Annotated in this window: 19 protein-coding genes; 13 read left to right on the top strand and 6 right to left on the bottom strand. The window is 68.8% G+C overall.

The genetic code is table 11. The annotated features are described in order from the left end of the window. The first annotated feature begins 10 nt into the window (after positions 1-10). The 6 genes from ACFWYW_RS14020 to ACFWYW_RS13995 all read left to right on the top strand — a co-directional run bounded on the left by ACFWYW_RS14020 (position 11) and on the right by ACFWYW_RS13995 (position 3,337). Entirely contained in the window at positions 11-385 is a 375-nt protein-coding gene (locus ACFWYW_RS14020; RefSeq protein WP_379613236.1) for a PRC-barrel domain-containing protein, read from the top strand. Positions 386-451: 66 nt separating this feature from the next. Beyond that, a complete protein-coding gene (locus ACFWYW_RS14015; protein WP_379613237.1) occupies positions 452-1,444 on the top strand; it encodes an SDR family oxidoreductase in 993 nt (330 codons plus the stop codon). Between the two features lie 28 nt (positions 1,445-1,472). Further along, complete coding sequence (locus ACFWYW_RS14010; RefSeq protein WP_379613238.1) at positions 1,473-1,853, top strand: hypothetical protein; 381 nt, start codon at positions 1,473-1,475, stop codon at positions 1,851-1,853. An 84-nt stretch (positions 1,854-1,937) separates the two neighbouring features. After that, positions 1,938-2,612: a DUF6766 family protein gene (locus ACFWYW_RS14005; RefSeq protein WP_379613239.1), complete on the top strand. Its 675-nt coding sequence runs from the start codon at positions 1,938-1,940 to the stop codon at positions 2,610-2,612. A 45-nt stretch (positions 2,613-2,657) separates the two neighbouring features. Continuing rightward, positions 2,658-3,071, top strand: coding sequence for a CBS domain-containing protein (locus ACFWYW_RS14000; protein WP_379613240.1), 414 nt, complete (start codon positions 2,658-2,660; stop codon positions 3,069-3,071). 5 nt (positions 3,072-3,076) lie between these two features. Then, positions 3,077-3,337: a hypothetical protein gene (locus ACFWYW_RS13995; RefSeq protein ID WP_379613241.1), complete on the top strand. Its 261-nt coding sequence runs from the start codon at positions 3,077-3,079 to the stop codon at positions 3,335-3,337. A 7-nt stretch (positions 3,338-3,344) separates the two neighbouring features. On the opposite strand, the gene ACFWYW_RS13990 is transcribed toward ACFWYW_RS13995, so the two are convergent. Beyond that, a complete protein-coding gene (locus ACFWYW_RS13990) occupies positions 3,345-3,842 on the bottom strand; it encodes a DUF1707 domain-containing protein (RefSeq protein ID WP_379613242.1) in 498 nt (165 codons plus the stop codon). 49 nt (positions 3,843-3,891) lie between these two features. Further along, positions 3,892-4,614: a TetR/AcrR family transcriptional regulator gene (locus ACFWYW_RS13985; protein ID WP_379613243.1), complete on the bottom strand. Its 723-nt coding sequence runs from the start codon at positions 4,612-4,614 to the stop codon at positions 3,892-3,894. A 77-nt stretch (positions 4,615-4,691) separates the two neighbouring features. On the opposite strand from ACFWYW_RS13985, the gene ACFWYW_RS13980 reads away from it, so the two are divergent. Continuing rightward, positions 4,692-5,486 (top strand): DUF4097 domain-containing protein, encoded by a 795-nt coding sequence (locus tag ACFWYW_RS13980; RefSeq protein WP_379613244.1) that lies wholly within the window; start codon positions 4,692-4,694, stop codon positions 5,484-5,486. On the opposite strand, the gene ACFWYW_RS13975 is transcribed toward ACFWYW_RS13980, so the two are convergent. Next, positions 5,471-5,836: a hypothetical protein gene (locus ACFWYW_RS13975; protein WP_379613245.1), complete on the bottom strand. Its 366-nt coding sequence runs from the start codon at positions 5,834-5,836 to the stop codon at positions 5,471-5,473. The two genes, ACFWYW_RS13980 and ACFWYW_RS13975, sit on opposite strands and share 16 nt — an antisense overlap. Before the next feature lie 245 nt (positions 5,837-6,081). On the opposite strand from ACFWYW_RS13975, the gene ACFWYW_RS13970 reads away from it, so the two are divergent. Together ACFWYW_RS13970 and ACFWYW_RS13965 are read left to right on the top strand one after the other, a co-directional pair. Next, positions 6,082-6,213, top strand: coding sequence for a hypothetical protein (locus ACFWYW_RS13970; RefSeq protein WP_379613246.1), 132 nt, complete (start codon positions 6,082-6,084; stop codon positions 6,211-6,213). Between the two features lie 185 nt (positions 6,214-6,398). Further along, complete coding sequence (locus ACFWYW_RS13965; RefSeq protein WP_379613247.1) at positions 6,399-6,875, top strand: hypothetical protein; 477 nt, start codon at positions 6,399-6,401, stop codon at positions 6,873-6,875. 3 nt (positions 6,876-6,878) lie between these two features. On the opposite strand, the gene ACFWYW_RS13960 is transcribed toward ACFWYW_RS13965, so the two are convergent. Both ACFWYW_RS13960 and ACFWYW_RS13955 read right to left on the bottom strand, forming a co-directional pair. Then, positions 6,879-7,259: an HNH endonuclease family protein gene (locus ACFWYW_RS13960; RefSeq protein ID WP_379613248.1), complete on the bottom strand. Its 381-nt coding sequence runs from the start codon at positions 7,257-7,259 to the stop codon at positions 6,879-6,881. A 905-nt stretch (positions 7,260-8,164) separates the two neighbouring features. Next, positions 8,165-8,746: a TetR/AcrR family transcriptional regulator gene (locus ACFWYW_RS13955; protein WP_379613249.1), complete on the bottom strand. Its 582-nt coding sequence runs from the start codon at positions 8,744-8,746 to the stop codon at positions 8,165-8,167. Positions 8,747-8,876: 130 nt separating this feature from the next. Here ACFWYW_RS13955 and groL point away from each other — a divergent pair, with 130 nt between their 5' ends. Continuing rightward, positions 8,877-10,493 carry a chaperonin GroEL gene (gene groL, locus ACFWYW_RS13950; RefSeq protein ID WP_379640980.1) on the top strand — a complete coding sequence of 539 codons (1,617 nt, stop codon included), beginning with the start codon at positions 8,877-8,879 and terminating at the stop codon, positions 10,491-10,493. Continuing rightward, the gene (locus ACFWYW_RS13945) at positions 10,493-11,521 is read left to right on the top strand and encodes a hypothetical protein (RefSeq protein ID WP_379626948.1); all 1,029 of its coding nucleotides are present in this window, start codon (positions 10,493-10,495) and stop codon (positions 11,519-11,521) included. Before groL ends, ACFWYW_RS13945 begins: the two co-directional genes overlap by 1 nt. Before the next feature lie 51 nt (positions 11,522-11,572). Here the strand turns inward: ACFWYW_RS13945 and ACFWYW_RS13940 are convergent, their stop codons facing one another. Next, positions 11,573-13,120 (bottom strand): MDR family MFS transporter, encoded by a 1,548-nt coding sequence (locus ACFWYW_RS13940; RefSeq protein WP_379626984.1) that lies wholly within the window; start codon positions 13,118-13,120, stop codon positions 11,573-11,575. A 316-nt stretch (positions 13,121-13,436) separates the two neighbouring features. On the opposite strand from ACFWYW_RS13940, the gene ACFWYW_RS13935 reads away from it, so the two are divergent. Both ACFWYW_RS13935 and ACFWYW_RS13930 read left to right on the top strand, forming a co-directional pair. Beyond that, positions 13,437-13,844 carry a hypothetical protein gene (locus tag ACFWYW_RS13935; protein WP_379626950.1) on the top strand — a complete coding sequence of 136 codons (408 nt, stop codon included), beginning with the start codon at positions 13,437-13,439 and terminating at the stop codon, positions 13,842-13,844. A gap of 32 nt (positions 13,845-13,876) precedes the next feature. Continuing rightward, complete coding sequence (locus tag ACFWYW_RS13930) at positions 13,877-14,986, top strand: serine hydrolase domain-containing protein (RefSeq protein ID WP_379626952.1); 1,110 nt, start codon at positions 13,877-13,879, stop codon at positions 14,984-14,986. Positions 14,987-15,103: the final 117 nt, after the last annotated feature.

The raw sequence follows: 15,103 nt of genomic DNA, 5'->3' as shown, positions 1-15,103 counted from the left end.
AGGAGCAGTCATGCAGCCTGACCCGAACCTGTGGGCCTTCCACCACGACGTATACGGAACCGGCGGCACCATGGATCTCGCCGGATACACCGTCGAGGCGACCGACGGCAAGATCGGTTCGGTCGACGAGGCGACTTACGAGGTCGGCGAGAGCTACATCGTCGTCGACACCGGCCCGTGGATCTTCGGCAAGAAGGTCATGCTTCCGGCCAGCGTCGTCACCAGGGTGGATCCGCAGGAGAAGAGAGTCCACGTCTCCCGTACCAAGCAGGAAATCAAGGACGCTCCCGAGTTCGACGACTCGAACTACAAGGAGTCCGTCTACCGGGACCAGATAGGCACCTACTACGGGAAGTTCCCCCCGTACGGTCCCGGTCCTCTGTAATGCGCGAAACCCAAGGGCAGGCCGCCCTCGCGGCCTGCCCTTGGCCTGTCTCTTCAGGAGGTTTCCATGGATCTGCGAGGAAAGGTGGCCGTGGTGACCGGCGCCAGCGGCGGCGTCGGCCGCGCCGTGGTGCGGGAGCTGGGCACGCGCGGCGCCACCGTGGCGCTGATCGCGCGCGGCACGGCGGGCCTGGCCGAGGCGTCGGTGGAGGTCGGCGTCGCGGGCGGCGAGGGCCTCGTCTACGAGGCCGACGTCGCCGACTATCACCAGGTACGGCAGGCCGCCCAGCGGATCGAGGCCGACCTCGGCCCGATCGACGTGTGGATGAACGTCGCCTTCTCCTCGGTGTTCGCCAAGTTCTGGGACATCCAGCCCGAGGAGTACGAGCGCGCCACCAGCGTCACCTACCTCGGCTACGTCTGGGGCACCCGCGTGGCACTCGACCTCATGCGCCCCCGCGGCCACGGCGTCATCGTCCAGGCCGGATCGGCGCTCACCTACCGGGCCATCCCCCTGCAGTCCGCCTACTGCGGCGCCAAACACGCCATCAAGGGCTTCACCGAGTCCGTCCGCACCGAGCTGCTGCACGAGAAGAGCGACATCCAGGTCACGATGGTGCAGTTGCCCGCGCTCAACACCCCGCAGTTCGACTGGGTGCTGGCCAGGCTGGGCCGCCACCCGCAGCCGGTGCCGCCGATCTACCAGCCCGAGGTCGCCGCCCGAGCCATGGTCTACGCCGCCGAGCACCCGCGCCGCCGCGAGTACTGGGTCGGCGCCACCACGGCGGCCACGATCCTGGCGCAGAAGTTCGCCGCCGGAGCCCTGGACCGCTACCTGGCCCGTGCCGGAGTCGACGCGCAGCAGATCGCCGGCGAGGCGCCCAGCGGTGTCCACAACCTGTGGAAACCCGCCGACGACGAGCAGTCCTACGGGGCGCACGGCCGCTTCGACGAGCGCAGCCATCCCCGCAGCCTGCAGGTCTGGCTCTCCCGCCACCGCGGCGCGCTCGCACTCGGCGCCGCTGCCGCCGCCTACCTGGGCTGGCGGGCGCTCCGTTAATCAGCGCGACCGTGGGTAGCCGTCTGTCATGAGCAGATTGCTGTTGCTGCTGGTGGCACTGGTGATCACGGCCTGTTCTTCGCAGCGGGGCGGCGAGGTGACCGCGGCCGCGGACGGCTTCTACGCCGCCGTCGCCGCCGGGGACGGCACGCGGGCCTGCGCCCTGCTCTCGCCGCGGGCCGAGGAGGGGTTGAAGAAGGGCGGCGACACCTGTCCGCGGGCCGTTCTCGACCTGGACCTGCGCGGGGGAGCGCCGCTGGGCGGCCCGCGCGTCTACGGCGACGAGGCCCAGGTACGGCTGGCCGCCGACACCGTCTTCCTGCACCGGTTCGCCGACGGGTGGCGGGTCAGGGCCGCTGGGTGCGAGCCTCGGCCCGGCCTGCCGTACCGGTGCGAGATCGAGGGGTGAGCGCATGCGGATCATGTTCGTCACGACGCTCGCCATCGTCGTCGTGGGCCTGGCCTACATGATCGCGCTGGGGGTGCTGGGCCGATGAGGGGCTTCGTCAGGGACAACGCGCTGAGCCTGTTCTTCCTGCTGGCCTTCGCCGCCGCGCTGGTGGGACAGTCGTTCGCCGGGACCGCCGACTACAACGCCAGGCAGCTGACCGAGGGCGGGCTGCCGGTCACGTGGGCGGACTACGTCACGAGCAGTGACTTCGCCGTGGACGTGGCGGAGAACTGGCAGTCGGAGTACCTGCAGTTCCTGTTGTTCATCATGGTCACGGTCTGGCTGGTTCAGCGTGGTTCGCCGGAGTCGAAGCCGCCGGGGGAGGAAGGCGGACAGAGCGACCGGGAACAGCGGATCGGGCCCTTCGCCCGGCCGGACAGCCCCGCCTGGGCCAAGGCCGGCGGGTTGCGCCGCGGTCTGTACTCCAACTCGCTCGGCTGGGTGATGGGGCTGGTCTTCGCCGCCTCCTGGTTCGCGCAGTCGGTCGCCGGGACGGCGGCGTACAACAACCAGCGCCTTTCCCAGTTGCAGGACCCGGTCGGCTGGAGTGGCTACGTGCTGTCCGCGGACTTCTGGAACCGCACCCTGCAGAACTGGCAGTCGGAGTTTCTGGCCGTGCTTTCGATGATCGTGCTCGCGGTCTACCTGCGCCAACGTGGCTCGCCCGAGTCCAAGCCCCTCGGCGCCGGGCATGCGGCGACCGGTGTGGAGAGCTAGCGCGGGGGTAGGTGAGGCGCTTACCGGATCCGTCCTAGGAGGGACATGCCGACCGCACGAGAGATCATGACGCCCGGCGCGGAGTGCATCGCCGCCGACGCCAGCGTGTCCGAGGCCGCGGAGAAGATGGCCAGTCTCGACGTCGGCTCACTGCCGGTCTGCGGGTCGGACGAGCGGCTCCGGGGGATGCTGACCGACCGGGACATCGTGGTCAAGGTCCTGGCGATCGGCAAGGACCCGGACTCCTGCCGTACGGGCGAGTTGGCCAGGGGCAGGCCGGTCACGATCGGCGCCGACGACGACGCCAGGGAGATCCTGCGCACGATGGCCGCGTACAGGGTCCGGCGGCTGCCCGTCCTCGACGGCCACCGCCTGGTCGGCATCGTCGCCCTGGCCGACGTCGCCCGCGCCCTGCCGGACGCCCCGGTGGGGGACCTGATGAGCGCGATTGCGAGCTGATGACCATGACGCACAACGAGGACTACCGTCCGCCCGAACGTTCGCCCGAGGGCAAGCCGATGGCGAGTGCCACCCCGCGTGACGTGGTGCACATCAGGGTGGGTTCGTTCATCCTGATCTTCGCCGTCGTGCTGGGCGTGGCGGGCCTGCTGCTGGGCATCCCGCTGCTGGCCGCCGCGGCCGGGGTGGTGATCGTGGCCACGATCGTGGACATGGTCCTGGCCGTTCGCGGGCAGCGCGCCCGTGGCACCGGAGAAGCCGGATGAGGCGGCCTCAGCGGTGGCGGATCTTGAGGCGGCCGTAGCCTAGCTCGCCGCTCACCTGGACGTGCAGGGTGCTCGGGCCCGGGTTGCGGGGTGGGCGGTGGGTGGCGCTGCCCCAGGTGAGGCGTACCCGGTCGTAGTCGACGCTCGCCCGCTTCGGCAGGGTGAGGAGGACCGAGCCGTAGGCCAGCTGGATGTCGATCTCGATGGCCGCGTGGCGGATGTCGGCGGCGGACAGGTCGAGGTTGGCGCCGCCGTACTCGCCGATGATCCGCAGTGAGCGGGGGACGCGCCACGCGCCCGAGCGGCGGATCCGGCCCCCCGTGGAGATCAGCTCAACCCGCTCGTCGGGCAGCTCGGCCAGTGCCGTGGCCAGCGTGCTGGGGGAGCGGGCGGTGAGGGCCTGCTCCAGGCGCACTTCCATCTCGGCGGAGTCGAGATGGCCCTCCGCGTAGGCGTGCTGGAGCCTCTGGACGGCCTGGTCGCGCTCGGCCTCGGACAGGGGCATGACGACCTCCCTTCATGGTGTCATACAGACACCATAATGGTGCCATGCATCATCCGGTAGTGCGCTCGGACTCCAGGCTGTCGAGAATGTGACGCAGGCCGAAGGAGAACTGGTCCTCGCGCGCGGCGTCGACGCTGACGTCGGTGGCGTGCTGGGCGGCGTAGAGGCGACGCAGCCGCGGGTACGGCTGGGCGGCCCGCTCGGCGACCGGCCACATGAGCGCCACCCAATCCTCCTGGCTCATGCCGTTGCGGGACATCAGCGACAACGCCGCCGCCTCGGCCATGGTGACACCGGTGACGTAGGACGCGACGGTGCTCAGCGCCCGGTTGGCCGCCTCCAGCGGGAAACCGGCGGTCTCGAGGATGCCGATCATGCGATCGTTCGTTTCCATGGTGTTCGGTCCGAGGTACGACAGGCCGGCCGCGCCGAAGAGCTGCGCGGACCAGGGGTGGCGCAGGATCGCCGCGCGCAGGCTGTGGGCGCAGGCGAGCGTGGGGGTGCGCCAGTCGGCCGGGTCGCCGCTCTCGGGGATCTCGATCTCGGCGTAGATCTGGTCGACGACCAGCTCGATCAGCTCGTCCTTGCTGGCCACGTGGCGGTAGAAGGCGGTGGCGGCGGTGCCCAGCTCCGCGCCGAGGCGCCGCATGCTCAGCGCCTCCAGCCCCTCGGCGTCCAGGACGCGGATCGCGGTGGCGACGATCAGCTCGCGGGTGAGCGCGGGCGGCTTCTTGGGCTGGCGCGTCCACACCGACGGGCTCTGTTCTTGCATGCTCTCTCCCTGGTCGCGGTCATTGTAGTGCACAGCGTGATTGCCAACGAGTACACTGTTCGCTTAGGGTGCACGGTGTGAATTCCTTCGACACCCCGGAACCCATCCAAGCCGCGGTCGACCTCGCGGCGGGAGATGTTCGGCTCGTGGCGGAGCGCCGCGCCGACACGTGGGTCAGGGTGAACCCGCTCGACCCGGCCGACGACGACGACGCGACCGCGGCCGGTCTGACCGAGGTGGAGTACTCCGGCGGCCGTCTGAAGGTGCGCACCCCGCGCCTGTGGGGGCGCCGCACCGGCGCGGTCGAGGTGGAGATCCGGCTCCCCGAAGGCTCCGGCATGGAGATCGACCTGTCCACCGGCGGGGTACGCAGCCACGGCCGGCTCGGGGAGACCAGGATCCGCACCACTCACGGGGAGATCCAGCTCGACCAGACCGCCGGACTCCACCTGGAGTCGGGATCGGGCCACGTGTGCGTCGCCGCGGTCGAGGGTCCGGCCGTGATCAAGATGCCCAGCGGCGACCTGTGCCTCGGCGAGGTCACCGGCGGCCTGCGCGTCCGCGCCGCCAACGGGCGGATCGTGGTCGAGCGGGCCCACGCCGACGTCGAGGTGGTGACCGCGCACGGCGACATCAGGATCGGCGAGGTGGTCCGCGGCCTCGTCACGCTCACCACCGGCTCGGGGGCGGTCGACGTGGGCGTCAGGGAGGGCAGCGCCGCCCTGCTGAGCCTCGGCTCCACCTACGGCGCCGTCCGCGACCTGCTGGAGGAGGAGCTGGCGCCCGAGTCGGTCGCGGAGAACATCGAGATCCATGCCTCGACCACGCACGGCGACGTGGTGGTCCGCCGCGTGGCTCACCTGCGGAAGTAGGCGCGGGTCGACGGCAGGAGAAGCAGCACGATCACGGCCGGCGCGGCCACCGGGGTGAAGAACATGCGGCCCTCGGTCAGGACGAACACCCAGTCCGGGTAGGCGTCCGAGGCCGCGTCCACGACCGCCCGCGCATCCGCGCCGGCGCCAAGGATGTTCTGGAGGTACTCCACCTTCGACAGCTGGCTGAGGATGACGAGGACGTCCATCACGAGGAAGAGGGGCTGCGCGATCAGGGTGAGGATCCGGCCCGCGCGCCTGCCCGCCAGGTTGAGCGCGCCCAGGACCGCGACGACGGCCGCGGTGCCGACGGGCACGAGCAGCGCGTAACCGCCCTCGTCGAAGTGCACGTTGTTCTCCGCCAGGACCGACGGCGCCTGATCACTTCGGCCTCGGCCGCCGCCTGCACGTCGGCGCCGTAGACGAGGCCGGCGACAGGGGCGATCAGGAAGGCCAGGGCGTACAGCAACTGGAGGACGCCGGCGTAGCGGTGGTTCTTGGTGAGTTCCATGACGGTGACGATCGCGTGGCCCGCTGATACGGCGCTCTCACGCCGCTGTCACGCCGCTTAGGGCGCTCGTGGCAAGCTACGCACGTGCGGGTTGTCCTGCTTGGTGCTGTTCAGGCGTTTGACGGGGACACGGCGCCGGTCGAGATCGGCGGCGTGCGGCTGCGCATGCTGCTGGCCAGGCTCGCGCTCGCGGCCGGCCGTCCTGCGCTGGACTGACCGACCGACCTGGCCGGTCAGCCGCCGGACAGCCGTAACGCGCCCGCCGTCATGGGGCGCCGTAAGCGGGCGCCGATTCGGGGTCGGCCGGCAGATCTGCCTGCAGCCCACGTTGAACGCCCGCTGGAGGTCAAGATGTCCTGACGGCAAGACGGCAAGCTAAGCGTCAGGGTATCTTGACGGGCATGACGATGAAGCTTTCCGACATCCCCGACCACGAGGGGTTCGCCGCGCCCGTCCTCCCCGACGGCGAGCTGGCCCGTTCCTCCAGTGCGTTCACCCGAGCCTTCATCGGCTACCAAGCCGCCTGCTCCTGCGGATGGGCCGACCGCCGCCGCTTCCCGCCCACCCCGGAAGGCGCCAAGGACGCGGAGGGCCGCTGGTACACGCATGTCGCCCCTCTCCTGGCCGCAGCCCCACCCAGTTGGCTGGTCGTCAAGTCGAACCTGCTGTGCGAGCAGATCGTCAACCTCGCCGCCGACCGCCCGCTGGCCGCCCTCACCCTGCTGGCCCAGGTGGAGAGCTGGCAGCGTACGTTGCTCGACCAGGCCGTGGCCGGGGCGAAGGCGGCCGGTGCCTCCTGGGCCGACGTCGGCGAGGCCATGGGCATCACGAAGCAGGCGGCCCACGAACGTTTCCGCGCGCACGTGGGCCCCCAGTGACCGTCAGCGGCAGGTACGGAGCATGTTGATCAGCGCCTTCTTCTCCCGCTTGGTGACGAAGAGGCGGTAATGATGCTTCACCGAGATCCAGGAGGTGGCATAGCGGCACCAGTAGCCCCGGCGCGGCGGCCGCCAGCTCTGCGGCCCCTTGCCGCCCTTGGCGATGTTGATCGAGTGGCTGACGACCTTGAGCTCAGGCCGCGTCAGGTCATTGGCGAACGCCCGCCGCTTGGCCTGACTCCACCGCTTGGCCCCCGACCGCCACGCGTACGCCAGCGGCACCACATGGTCGACGTCCACCAGCTTCTCGCTCTTGAGCACCTTGCCGTCATAAGGGCTGTACCAGGTCCCCTTGACCGGATGGCAGTACTTGTTCCTCCGCACACCCCGCCCATCACGCGCCAGCACGACTTCGCGCGCGTCACAGGTCCCCCGGTGATGCGCCCACCGAGGCTGGAACCGCCGATGACTGTAGCCCCGGCCGGACAACGCCTTGGCAACCTTCAGCTGCCCGAGCATCCGAAGAGACCCGGCCTGTGACTGTTCACGCCGTTCAGCCGCCGCCTGCGGACTCATGACGACCGCCGTAACCGGAACAGCCAGAGCCGTGAGTACGGCGACGCGGACCACTCGACTTAAGATCATGCTTTCCCCCATACCCACGACACCGTAGGGGCTCGGCCGCCCTCGCGCACCCGGGATTCCCCACATCCCAGCAGCTACCCGCCCCAGAGCCCCTGCCCAACGGCAACTCCTCCCTGCACCACCCCCCAACCAACCGACTCGACCCACCCCGCCCACAATGCCCCCAGCCCCCAGCCCCCAGCCCCCAGCCCCCAGCCCCCAGCCTTGGCTTCCAGCCGGTCGCCGTCGCCGCAGGCCCACTAAGCGGCTTCGCCGTACCCCTCACTCATGCCCTTGACCCGAAGGCACCCGCGCTGGCAAGCCCAACCGAACGCGAGCCCAACCGACAGGTGAGCGCAACCGAGAGGCGAGCCCGCCCGGCACACGAGCCCGCCCGGCAGGTGAACCCCCCGTCCGGCACGCGAGCCCGTCCGGCACGCGAGCCCGACTGACACGCGAGCCCAACCGACAAGCGAGCCCAACCGACAAGCGAGCCCCGATCGGCACGCAAGCACCGCTGGCAGACGATCGCGGCCGAGAACAAAGGCGGTCAGGCGGCGAACCGCTCACACAACCAGGCCAACGCCAGCGGATACCGGTACTCGATCGCCAGGTGCGTAGCGTCGGACAGCTCTCCCTCCGTGAGCAGGGTCAACGGCGGGGGTCTAGCCGGGCAGGACGTGGGACAGCGCGCGGCGGAGGATGGCGGCGAAGGGTTCGTTGGTGCCCGGTTCCAGCCACCGCCGCCCCGCGACCCGGACCGCGCCCGCGACGGCGGCAGCCGTAACGGCGGGAAAAAGGTCGCCGTCGTCGTCGGTGCGGTCCGCGATCGCGTCGGCGAGCGGGCCCTCGGCCATGGTGAACGCCTTGAGCGCCTCACCTTCCAGCTCGGGTGTCAGCATGATCATGCTCAGCCCGGCCCGGTCGGGCTCGGGATCGGTGTAGAGCTCGATCACGGCGGCGGTGATGGCCTCGGTCAGCGACTCGCCGGCCGGGCGGGCGCGCAGGGCCTTGCCCGCACGTTTGGACTGGTCGGCCTGGAAGGCGCAGATCGCCTCGCCTCTGCTGGAGAAATAGTTGTTGTACGTGCGGGGCGACACCCCGGCGGCCGCGGCGATGTCGTGGACACGCACCAGGGCCAGCCCGTTGGGCCCCTGCTCGATGGCCAGGCGCAGCGCCGCATGGCCGATCGCCTCCCTGGTGGCCTGGCTGTTGCGTGTCCGTAGGTCTGCGATCTCGTCGGTCATGCCGATACGATACCGCGAGATTGCGCGTCGCGCATCATGTGCGTGGCACGCAAATTCTATGTAGAGTGCCAGCGAGCCGGGACGGCGCGGTCGCGGGAGCCGTCCCCCACAGACAGGTCAGGAGTGCGGAATGACGTCAAAAATGATCGCGTTCGACGAGGACGCCCGGCGCGGTCTCGAGCGCGGCATGAACCAGCTCGCTGACGCCGTGAAGGTGACCCTTGGTCCCAAGGGGCGCAATGTCGTGCTGGAGAAGAAGTGGGGCGCTCCCACGATCACGAACGACGGTGTCTCCATCGCCAAGGAGATCGAGCTCGAGGATCCGTGGGAGAAGATCGGCGCTGAGCTGGTCAAGGAAGTGGCCAAGAAGACGGATGACGTCGCGGGTGACGGCACGACGACGGCCACCGTGCTCGCCCAGGCGCTGGTGCGTGAGGGTCTGCGTAACGTGGCCGCGGGTGCGAACCCGATGGCGTTGAAGAAGGGTATCGAGGCGGCGGTCGAGCGGGTCAGCGAGGAGCTGTCCAAGCTGGCCAAGGATGTGGAGACGAAGGAGCAGATCGCTTCGACGGCTTCCATTTCGGCCGCGGACACCGAGATCGGCGCGCTCATCGCTGAGGCGATGGACAAGGTCGGCAAGGAAGGTGTCATCACGGTCGAGGAGAGCAACACCTTCGGCCTGGAGCTCGAGCTCACCGAGGGCATGCGCTTCGACAAGGGGTATCTCGCCCCGCTCTTCATCACCGACTCCGACCGGCTAGAAGCGGTCCTGGACGACCCGTATGTCCTCCTGGTGAGTGGCAAGGTCTCCGCCAACAGAGAGGTGCTGCCCCTGCTCGACAAGGTCGTCCGAGCCGGTGGCCCGCTGCTGGTCATCGCCGAGGAGGTCGACGGCGAAGCCCTCGCCACCCTGATCGTCAACAAGATGAAGGGGATCTTCCGCTCGGTGGCCGTCAAGGCTCCGGGTTTCGGTGACCGGCGCAAGGCCATGCTCGGTGACATCGCCACCCTGACCGGTGGCCAGGTCATCGCCGAGGAGGTCGGCCTCAAGCTGGAGTCCGCCACTCTCGACCTGCTGGGCCGGGCTCGTAAGGTCGTGGTGACCAAGGACGAGACCACGATCGTGGACGGCGCCGGTGACGCCGACCAGATCGCCGGGCGGGTCAACGAGATTCGGGCGGAGATCGACCGTACCGACTCCGACTACGACCGGGAGAAGCTGCAGGAGCGGCTGGCCAAGCTGGCCGGTGGCGTGGCGGTCATCAAGGCCGGTGCGGCGACCGAGGTCGAGCTGAAGGAGCGCAAGCACCGGATCGAGGACGCCGTGCGTAACGCGAAGGCGGCCGTCGAGGAGGGCATCGTGCCCGGCGGTGGTGTGGCGCTGCTGCAGGCCGGTACCAAGGCGTTCGACAAGCTGGAGCTGTCGGGCGATGAGGCGACCGGCGCGGCGATCGTGAAGAAGGCGCTGGAGGAGCCGCTGAAGCAGATCGCGGTCAACGCCGGTCTCGAAGGCGGCGTCGTGGTCGAGCGCGTGCGCAACCTCACCCCCGGTGAGGGCCTGAACGCGGCGACCGGCGAGTACGTCAACATGTTCGACGCGGGCATCCTCGACCCGGCCAAGGTCACCCGCTCGGCGCTGCAGAACGCCGCCTCCATCGCGGCGCTGTTCCTGACCACCGAGGCCGTCATCGCCGAGAAGCCGGAGAAGAACCCAGCCACTCCGAGCGGCGGGGAGATGGACTTCTGATGCGCGCCTACGGAATCACCTACGACACCGGCTTCACCTCCGCCGGATCCACCACCCACGAGCCCTTCGACCCCGGCACCGTCCGCCGGGAGATGCGGATCATCCACGACGACCTGGGCTGCGACGCCGTACGCATCACCGGAGGCGTCCAGGACCGCCTGGAAACCGCAGCCCGGCACGCCGCGGAAGCGGGCCTGGAGATCTGGTACTCGCCGTTCACCAACGGCCTGACCCAGGACGAACTGCTGGCGTTCCTGCTGGACGCGGCCGAGCGAGCCGAATGCCTGCGCCGGGCAGGAGCGCGAGTCGTCCTGCTCACCGGCTCCGAGATCAGCCTGTTCACCAGCGGCTTCCTGCCCGGAGACACTCTGGAGGAGCGCCTGGGCCTGTTCACCGACCCCGAGCGCATGCGCGCCGCCCTGCCCGCCCTGCACAGCGCCATCAACGCCTTCTTCAAGGAGGCCGTGGCCGGCGTGCGCGAACGTTTCGGCGGCCAGGTCGGCTACGCCTCACTCCTCTTTGAAGGGGTCGACTGGACACCGTTCGACATCATCGCCACCGACGCCGGATACCGCGACGCGACCACGCCCCCCGGCTGGCTGGAGGGCCTGCGGGCGCAGGTCGCGCAGGGCAAGCCGTTCGCCGTCACCGAGTTCGGCTGCGCCACCCACCGGGGAGCCGCCGCGCTGGGCGGCCGCGGCGACTCCATCGTCGAGTACGACGCTCACGCCCGCCCCCGCCTGCACACCCAGGTCATCAGAGACGAGGACGAGCAGACGCGATACGTGCTGGAACTTCTCACCCTTTACGAGGAGGCGGGGGTGGACGCGGCGTTCGTCAACACCTTCGCCAACCGGCACCTGCCTCACTCCGATGACCCGGAGCGCGACCTCGACACCGCCGCCTTCGGAATCGTCAAGATCCTGGAGCACGGCCGTACCGGCGCCGCCTACCCAGAACTCCCATGGGACCCCAAATCCGCCTTCCACGCCCTGGCCGACTACGGACGCGTACGACATAAGCCTTGAGACGCGAGTGAGGGCCCGCCAGCCACAGGCGGACCCTCACCGGAGTTGCCGTCAGTGCTCGACGGGGTTGTCCGACCGGGCGGGAAGGATCAGGGCGGCGATGACCACGGCCACGGACAGCACCGCGCCGATGATGAAGGCCAGTCGCATGCCGTCGAGAAGGGCGACGTTCTCCGCGATTCCTCCGGCCTTCAGCGAATCGGCCCGCGCGCTCATCACGGTGATCACGAGCGCGGTGCCGATGGCCGCGGAGACCTGCTGCAGCGTGCTCAGGATCGAACTGCCGTGGGAGTACAGATGCGAGGGAACCGCGCCGAGTCCGAGGGTGAACACCGGAGTGAACAGAGCCGCCAGGCTCACCATGAGCAGAGCGTGCAGCCCGAGAATCTGCCAGAACGGCATGGTCATGGTGACCTGGGTGAACCCGACCAGCGCCAGCATGATCCCGATAGAGCCAGGAATGACCAGCACCCGCCCACCGAACTTGTCGAACAGCCGCCCGACGGTCGGACCGAGCAACCCCATGGCGAGACCACCAGGCATCACCAGAAGCCCGGTCTCCAGAGGGCTGAGCCCGCGGATGGTCTGCAGATACAGCGGCAGCAGGATCATCGAGCCGAGCATCGACATGAAGGCGACCGACATCAGAATCAGCGCGACGGTGTACGTGCGGTGGCGCAGCGTACGCAGGTCCATCAGCGGCGTCCCGCGCTTCTGCAGCGACATCTGACGAAGAACGAAGGCCCCGATCAGGAGCAGCCCGACGCCCACGATCGCGGCGGCCGTCCCCGGGGAGCCGCCCTCGAACCGGCTGAGGCCGTAGACGAACCCGCCGAACCCGGCGGCGGCGGTCACCACGCTCAGCCAGTCGATCGTGCTGAACTTCGGCTCCCCGACGTTCTTGAGCTGCTTCAGCCCGCCCCACGTGATCAGCGCCGCGATGGGAAGCACGACGATGAACAGCATCCGCCAGTTCCCGAACTGAAGAATCAGACCCGACACCGCCGGCCCCATGGCAGGCGCGACCGAGATGGCGAGGGAAAGATTCCCCATCACCCGGCCCCGGTCAGAAGCGGGCACGACCTGCATCAGCGTGGTCATGAGCAGCGGCATCATCACCGCGGTGCCGGACGCCTGGACGATCCGGGCACCCAGCAGCACCTCGAACGTCGGCGCTGCGGCGGCCAACGCCGTGCCGAGAAGGAACAAACCCATCGCCGTGGTGTACGCACTGCGCGTGGACACGCGCTGCAGGAACCATCCGGTGATCGGGATAACCGCGGCCATGGTCAACATAAAGGCGGTCGAGAGCCATTGGGCGGTCTGCTCAGTGATGTGCAGAGCCTCCATGAGCTGCGGGATCGCATTGATCATGATCGTCTCATTGAGGATGACCACGAACGTGGCGAGCACCAGCAGCCGGATCACGGCCGGGGTACGACCTGCGACGACGCCGGTCGTGGGCTTGGCGGGTGAGTCGAGCTGTGGACTGGACACGGAACCTCGATCTTGATTGTCGGTAATGACGTGGTCACGGCCGGCATCCCAGCCTTGGGTCTCACAAGAAGTTGTGGTCATGCAAAGACTGACCGGCACCACCGACAAAACTCATCGCCCCCGCTCAACATTCCGGGAAGAGACATGAAATGTCACCCGGTTTTCCCCCGAAAGACGATCACCAAATCACCCCGCTAAGCCCCAAATAGCCACCTGACCAGCACGAACACCCACCCAAGGCCCTCCTGGCGCCACACGGGGGGTGATTCTCGGCTCCTGAGACCTCCTCGGCGAAGAGCCCGCCATGTCGTGTCAGCGGCCGCGTCAGGACGGCGACCACCCGGTATCAGGGCACTTGGCGATGCTTTGAAGCACCGCAAGACCGCAAAGCCCAACAGATCCGAAGGAGCACACCATCATGTCTGTCACCCTCACCGACCAGGACAAGGCCACCCTGCGCACCGCCGCCTACGGCGCTGTCTCGCTGATCGCCGCCGCCGACGTCGCCGGCTCGCCCCACAAGGCCGCCACCCAGGGCTCCATCGCCCTGTCCTCCGCGACCGGCCTGATCGGGCACGTCCTAGCCGCGAAGAGCAAAGACATCAACGTGACCGGCAAGACGGTCGCCGAACTGGCCGACCGGGTGCTGCCCGCCCTGACGGCAGCCGTCGCCCTGCTCAAGCAGCAGGACCCGGCCGAGGCCGGCAACTACCGCGACACCGTGATCGTCGCCATCGAGGCGGCCGCCCGTACCCACCAGGCCCAGCCCAGCCCCACCGTCGCCGACATGATCCGCAAGATCACCGAAGCCCTCGACGCCGCCTGACCTGACACAACAGATTCGAAAGGAGCACCACCATGACCACCACCCACGACACCCGCCCCGAACTGCAGAAGGCCATCCAGGAGTTCGTCGACGCCGGCCTGGCCGCCGGAGTGCAGCTGCGAGTGAACGACGAGCAGGGAGAATGGGTCGGCAGCGCCGGCGTGCGCGAACTCGGCCAGACCGCCAAGCCGGCGACGGACGGACTGTTCCGGATCGGCAGCACCACCAAGACCTTCACCGCGACCCTGGTTCTGCAATTGGTGGCCGAAGGCCGGATCGAACTGGACACCCCAGTAGACGACCACCTGCCCGAATACGGGCTGGACCGGCGAATCACGGTCCGGATGCTGCTGCAGCACACCAGCGGCGTGTTCAACTTCACCGGCGAGTACTACGAGGACGGCACCTTCGCGCCGGGAATCCCCGGACTCGGCAAGGAATGGGTGGAAGACAACCAGTTCCACACCTACAAGCCTGAGGAGCTGGTACGGCTGGCGCTGTCCAAGCCGGCCCGGTTCGAGCCGGGAACCGCCTGGAGCTACTCCAACACCAACTACGTGCTGGCCCGCCTCCTGGTCGAGAAGATCACCGGCGGCACGTTCGCGGACGAGATGGCGGCACGGATCCTGCGCCCACTCGCCCTGTCAGGCACAGTGCTCCCGGAGTCCTCCCCGGACATCCCCGAGCCGCACGCCCACGGCTACTACCGCTACCAGGACGGCGAAGAGTGGAAGACCGCCGACACCACCAGCTTCAACCCCTCCTGGATCTCCGCCGCCGGTGACATGATCTCGACCACCAAGGACCTCCACACCTTCTTCTCCGCCCTGAACTCCGGCAAGCTCCTGCCCGCCCCGCTCCTGGCCGAGATGCGCAAGCCCGACCCCACGATCGGCTACGGCCTGGGGGTGTTCGTGGAGACCACCGAGGACGGCGTCGCCCTCCTGCACCACAACGGCGGCTTCTGGGGCTGGGCCGCGATCATGTACAGCACCCCGGACGGCAGCAAGACCATGACCGCCTCGGTGACCACCGGCGAAGCCGAACTCGACATGGTCGCCCTGTCCGGGGCATTCGAGAAGGTGAAGCAGCAACTCGTCAAGGTGGTCTTCAGTGACGAGCAGACCGAGCCCACCAAGTAACAAGACCTTCCACCGAAAGCCGGCAGCGGCACTGTCGGCCAGAGCACCCCCACCCGCTCTGGCCGACAACGCCGCCTTCGCCGGGTGCAGGTCGCCATCCTCATTCCCGTACACCAC

It is taken from the genome of Nonomuraea sp. NPDC059023, assembly GCF_042740095.1.
Classification (GTDB): domain Bacteria; phylum Actinomycetota; class Actinomycetes; order Streptosporangiales; family Streptosporangiaceae; genus Nonomuraea.
Note: the sequence above shows the minus strand (reverse complement) of the source record. Positions and strands in the feature narration are given on the sequence as shown.

What these genes read in the sequence shown, in the direction of transcription:
- groL (WP_379640980.1), top strand. Translation starts at nt 8,877, where the DNA reads ATGACGTCAAAAATGATCGCGTTCGACGAGGACGCCCGGCGCGGTCTC.
- ACFWYW_RS13930 (WP_379626952.1), top strand. Translation starts at nt 13,877, where the DNA reads ATGACCACCACCCACGACACCCGCCCCGAACTGCAGAAGGCCATCCAG.
- ACFWYW_RS14000 (WP_379613240.1), top strand. Translation starts at nt 2,658, where the DNA reads ATGCCGACCGCACGAGAGATCATGACGCCCGGCGCGGAGTGCATCGCC.
- ACFWYW_RS13995 (WP_379613241.1), top strand. Translation starts at nt 3,077, where the DNA reads ATGACGCACAACGAGGACTACCGTCCGCCCGAACGTTCGCCCGAGGGC.
- ACFWYW_RS14020 (WP_379613236.1), top strand. Translation starts at nt 11, where the DNA reads ATGCAGCCTGACCCGAACCTGTGGGCCTTCCACCACGACGTATACGGA.
- ACFWYW_RS13935 (WP_379626950.1), top strand. Translation starts at nt 13,437, where the DNA reads ATGTCTGTCACCCTCACCGACCAGGACAAGGCCACCCTGCGCACCGCC.
- ACFWYW_RS13990 (WP_379613242.1), bottom strand. Translation starts at nt 3,842, where the DNA reads ATGCCCCTGTCCGAGGCCGAGCGCGACCAGGCCGTCCAGAGGCTCCAG.
- ACFWYW_RS13985 (WP_379613243.1), bottom strand. Translation starts at nt 4,614, where the DNA reads ATGCAAGAACAGAGCCCGTCGGTGTGGACGCGCCAGCCCAAGAAGCCG.
- ACFWYW_RS13955 (WP_379613249.1), bottom strand. Translation starts at nt 8,746, where the DNA reads ATGACCGACGAGATCGCAGACCTACGGACACGCAACAGCCAGGCCACC.
- ACFWYW_RS14015 (WP_379613237.1), top strand. Translation starts at nt 452, where the DNA reads ATGGATCTGCGAGGAAAGGTGGCCGTGGTGACCGGCGCCAGCGGCGGC.
- ACFWYW_RS13945 (WP_379626948.1), top strand. Translation starts at nt 10,493, where the DNA reads ATGCGCGCCTACGGAATCACCTACGACACCGGCTTCACCTCCGCCGGA.
- ACFWYW_RS13965 (WP_379613247.1), top strand. Translation starts at nt 6,399, where the DNA reads ATGACGATGAAGCTTTCCGACATCCCCGACCACGAGGGGTTCGCCGCG.
- ACFWYW_RS14010 (WP_379613238.1), top strand. Translation starts at nt 1,473, where the DNA reads ATGAGCAGATTGCTGTTGCTGCTGGTGGCACTGGTGATCACGGCCTGT.
- ACFWYW_RS14005 (WP_379613239.1), top strand. Translation starts at nt 1,938, where the DNA reads ATGAGGGGCTTCGTCAGGGACAACGCGCTGAGCCTGTTCTTCCTGCTG.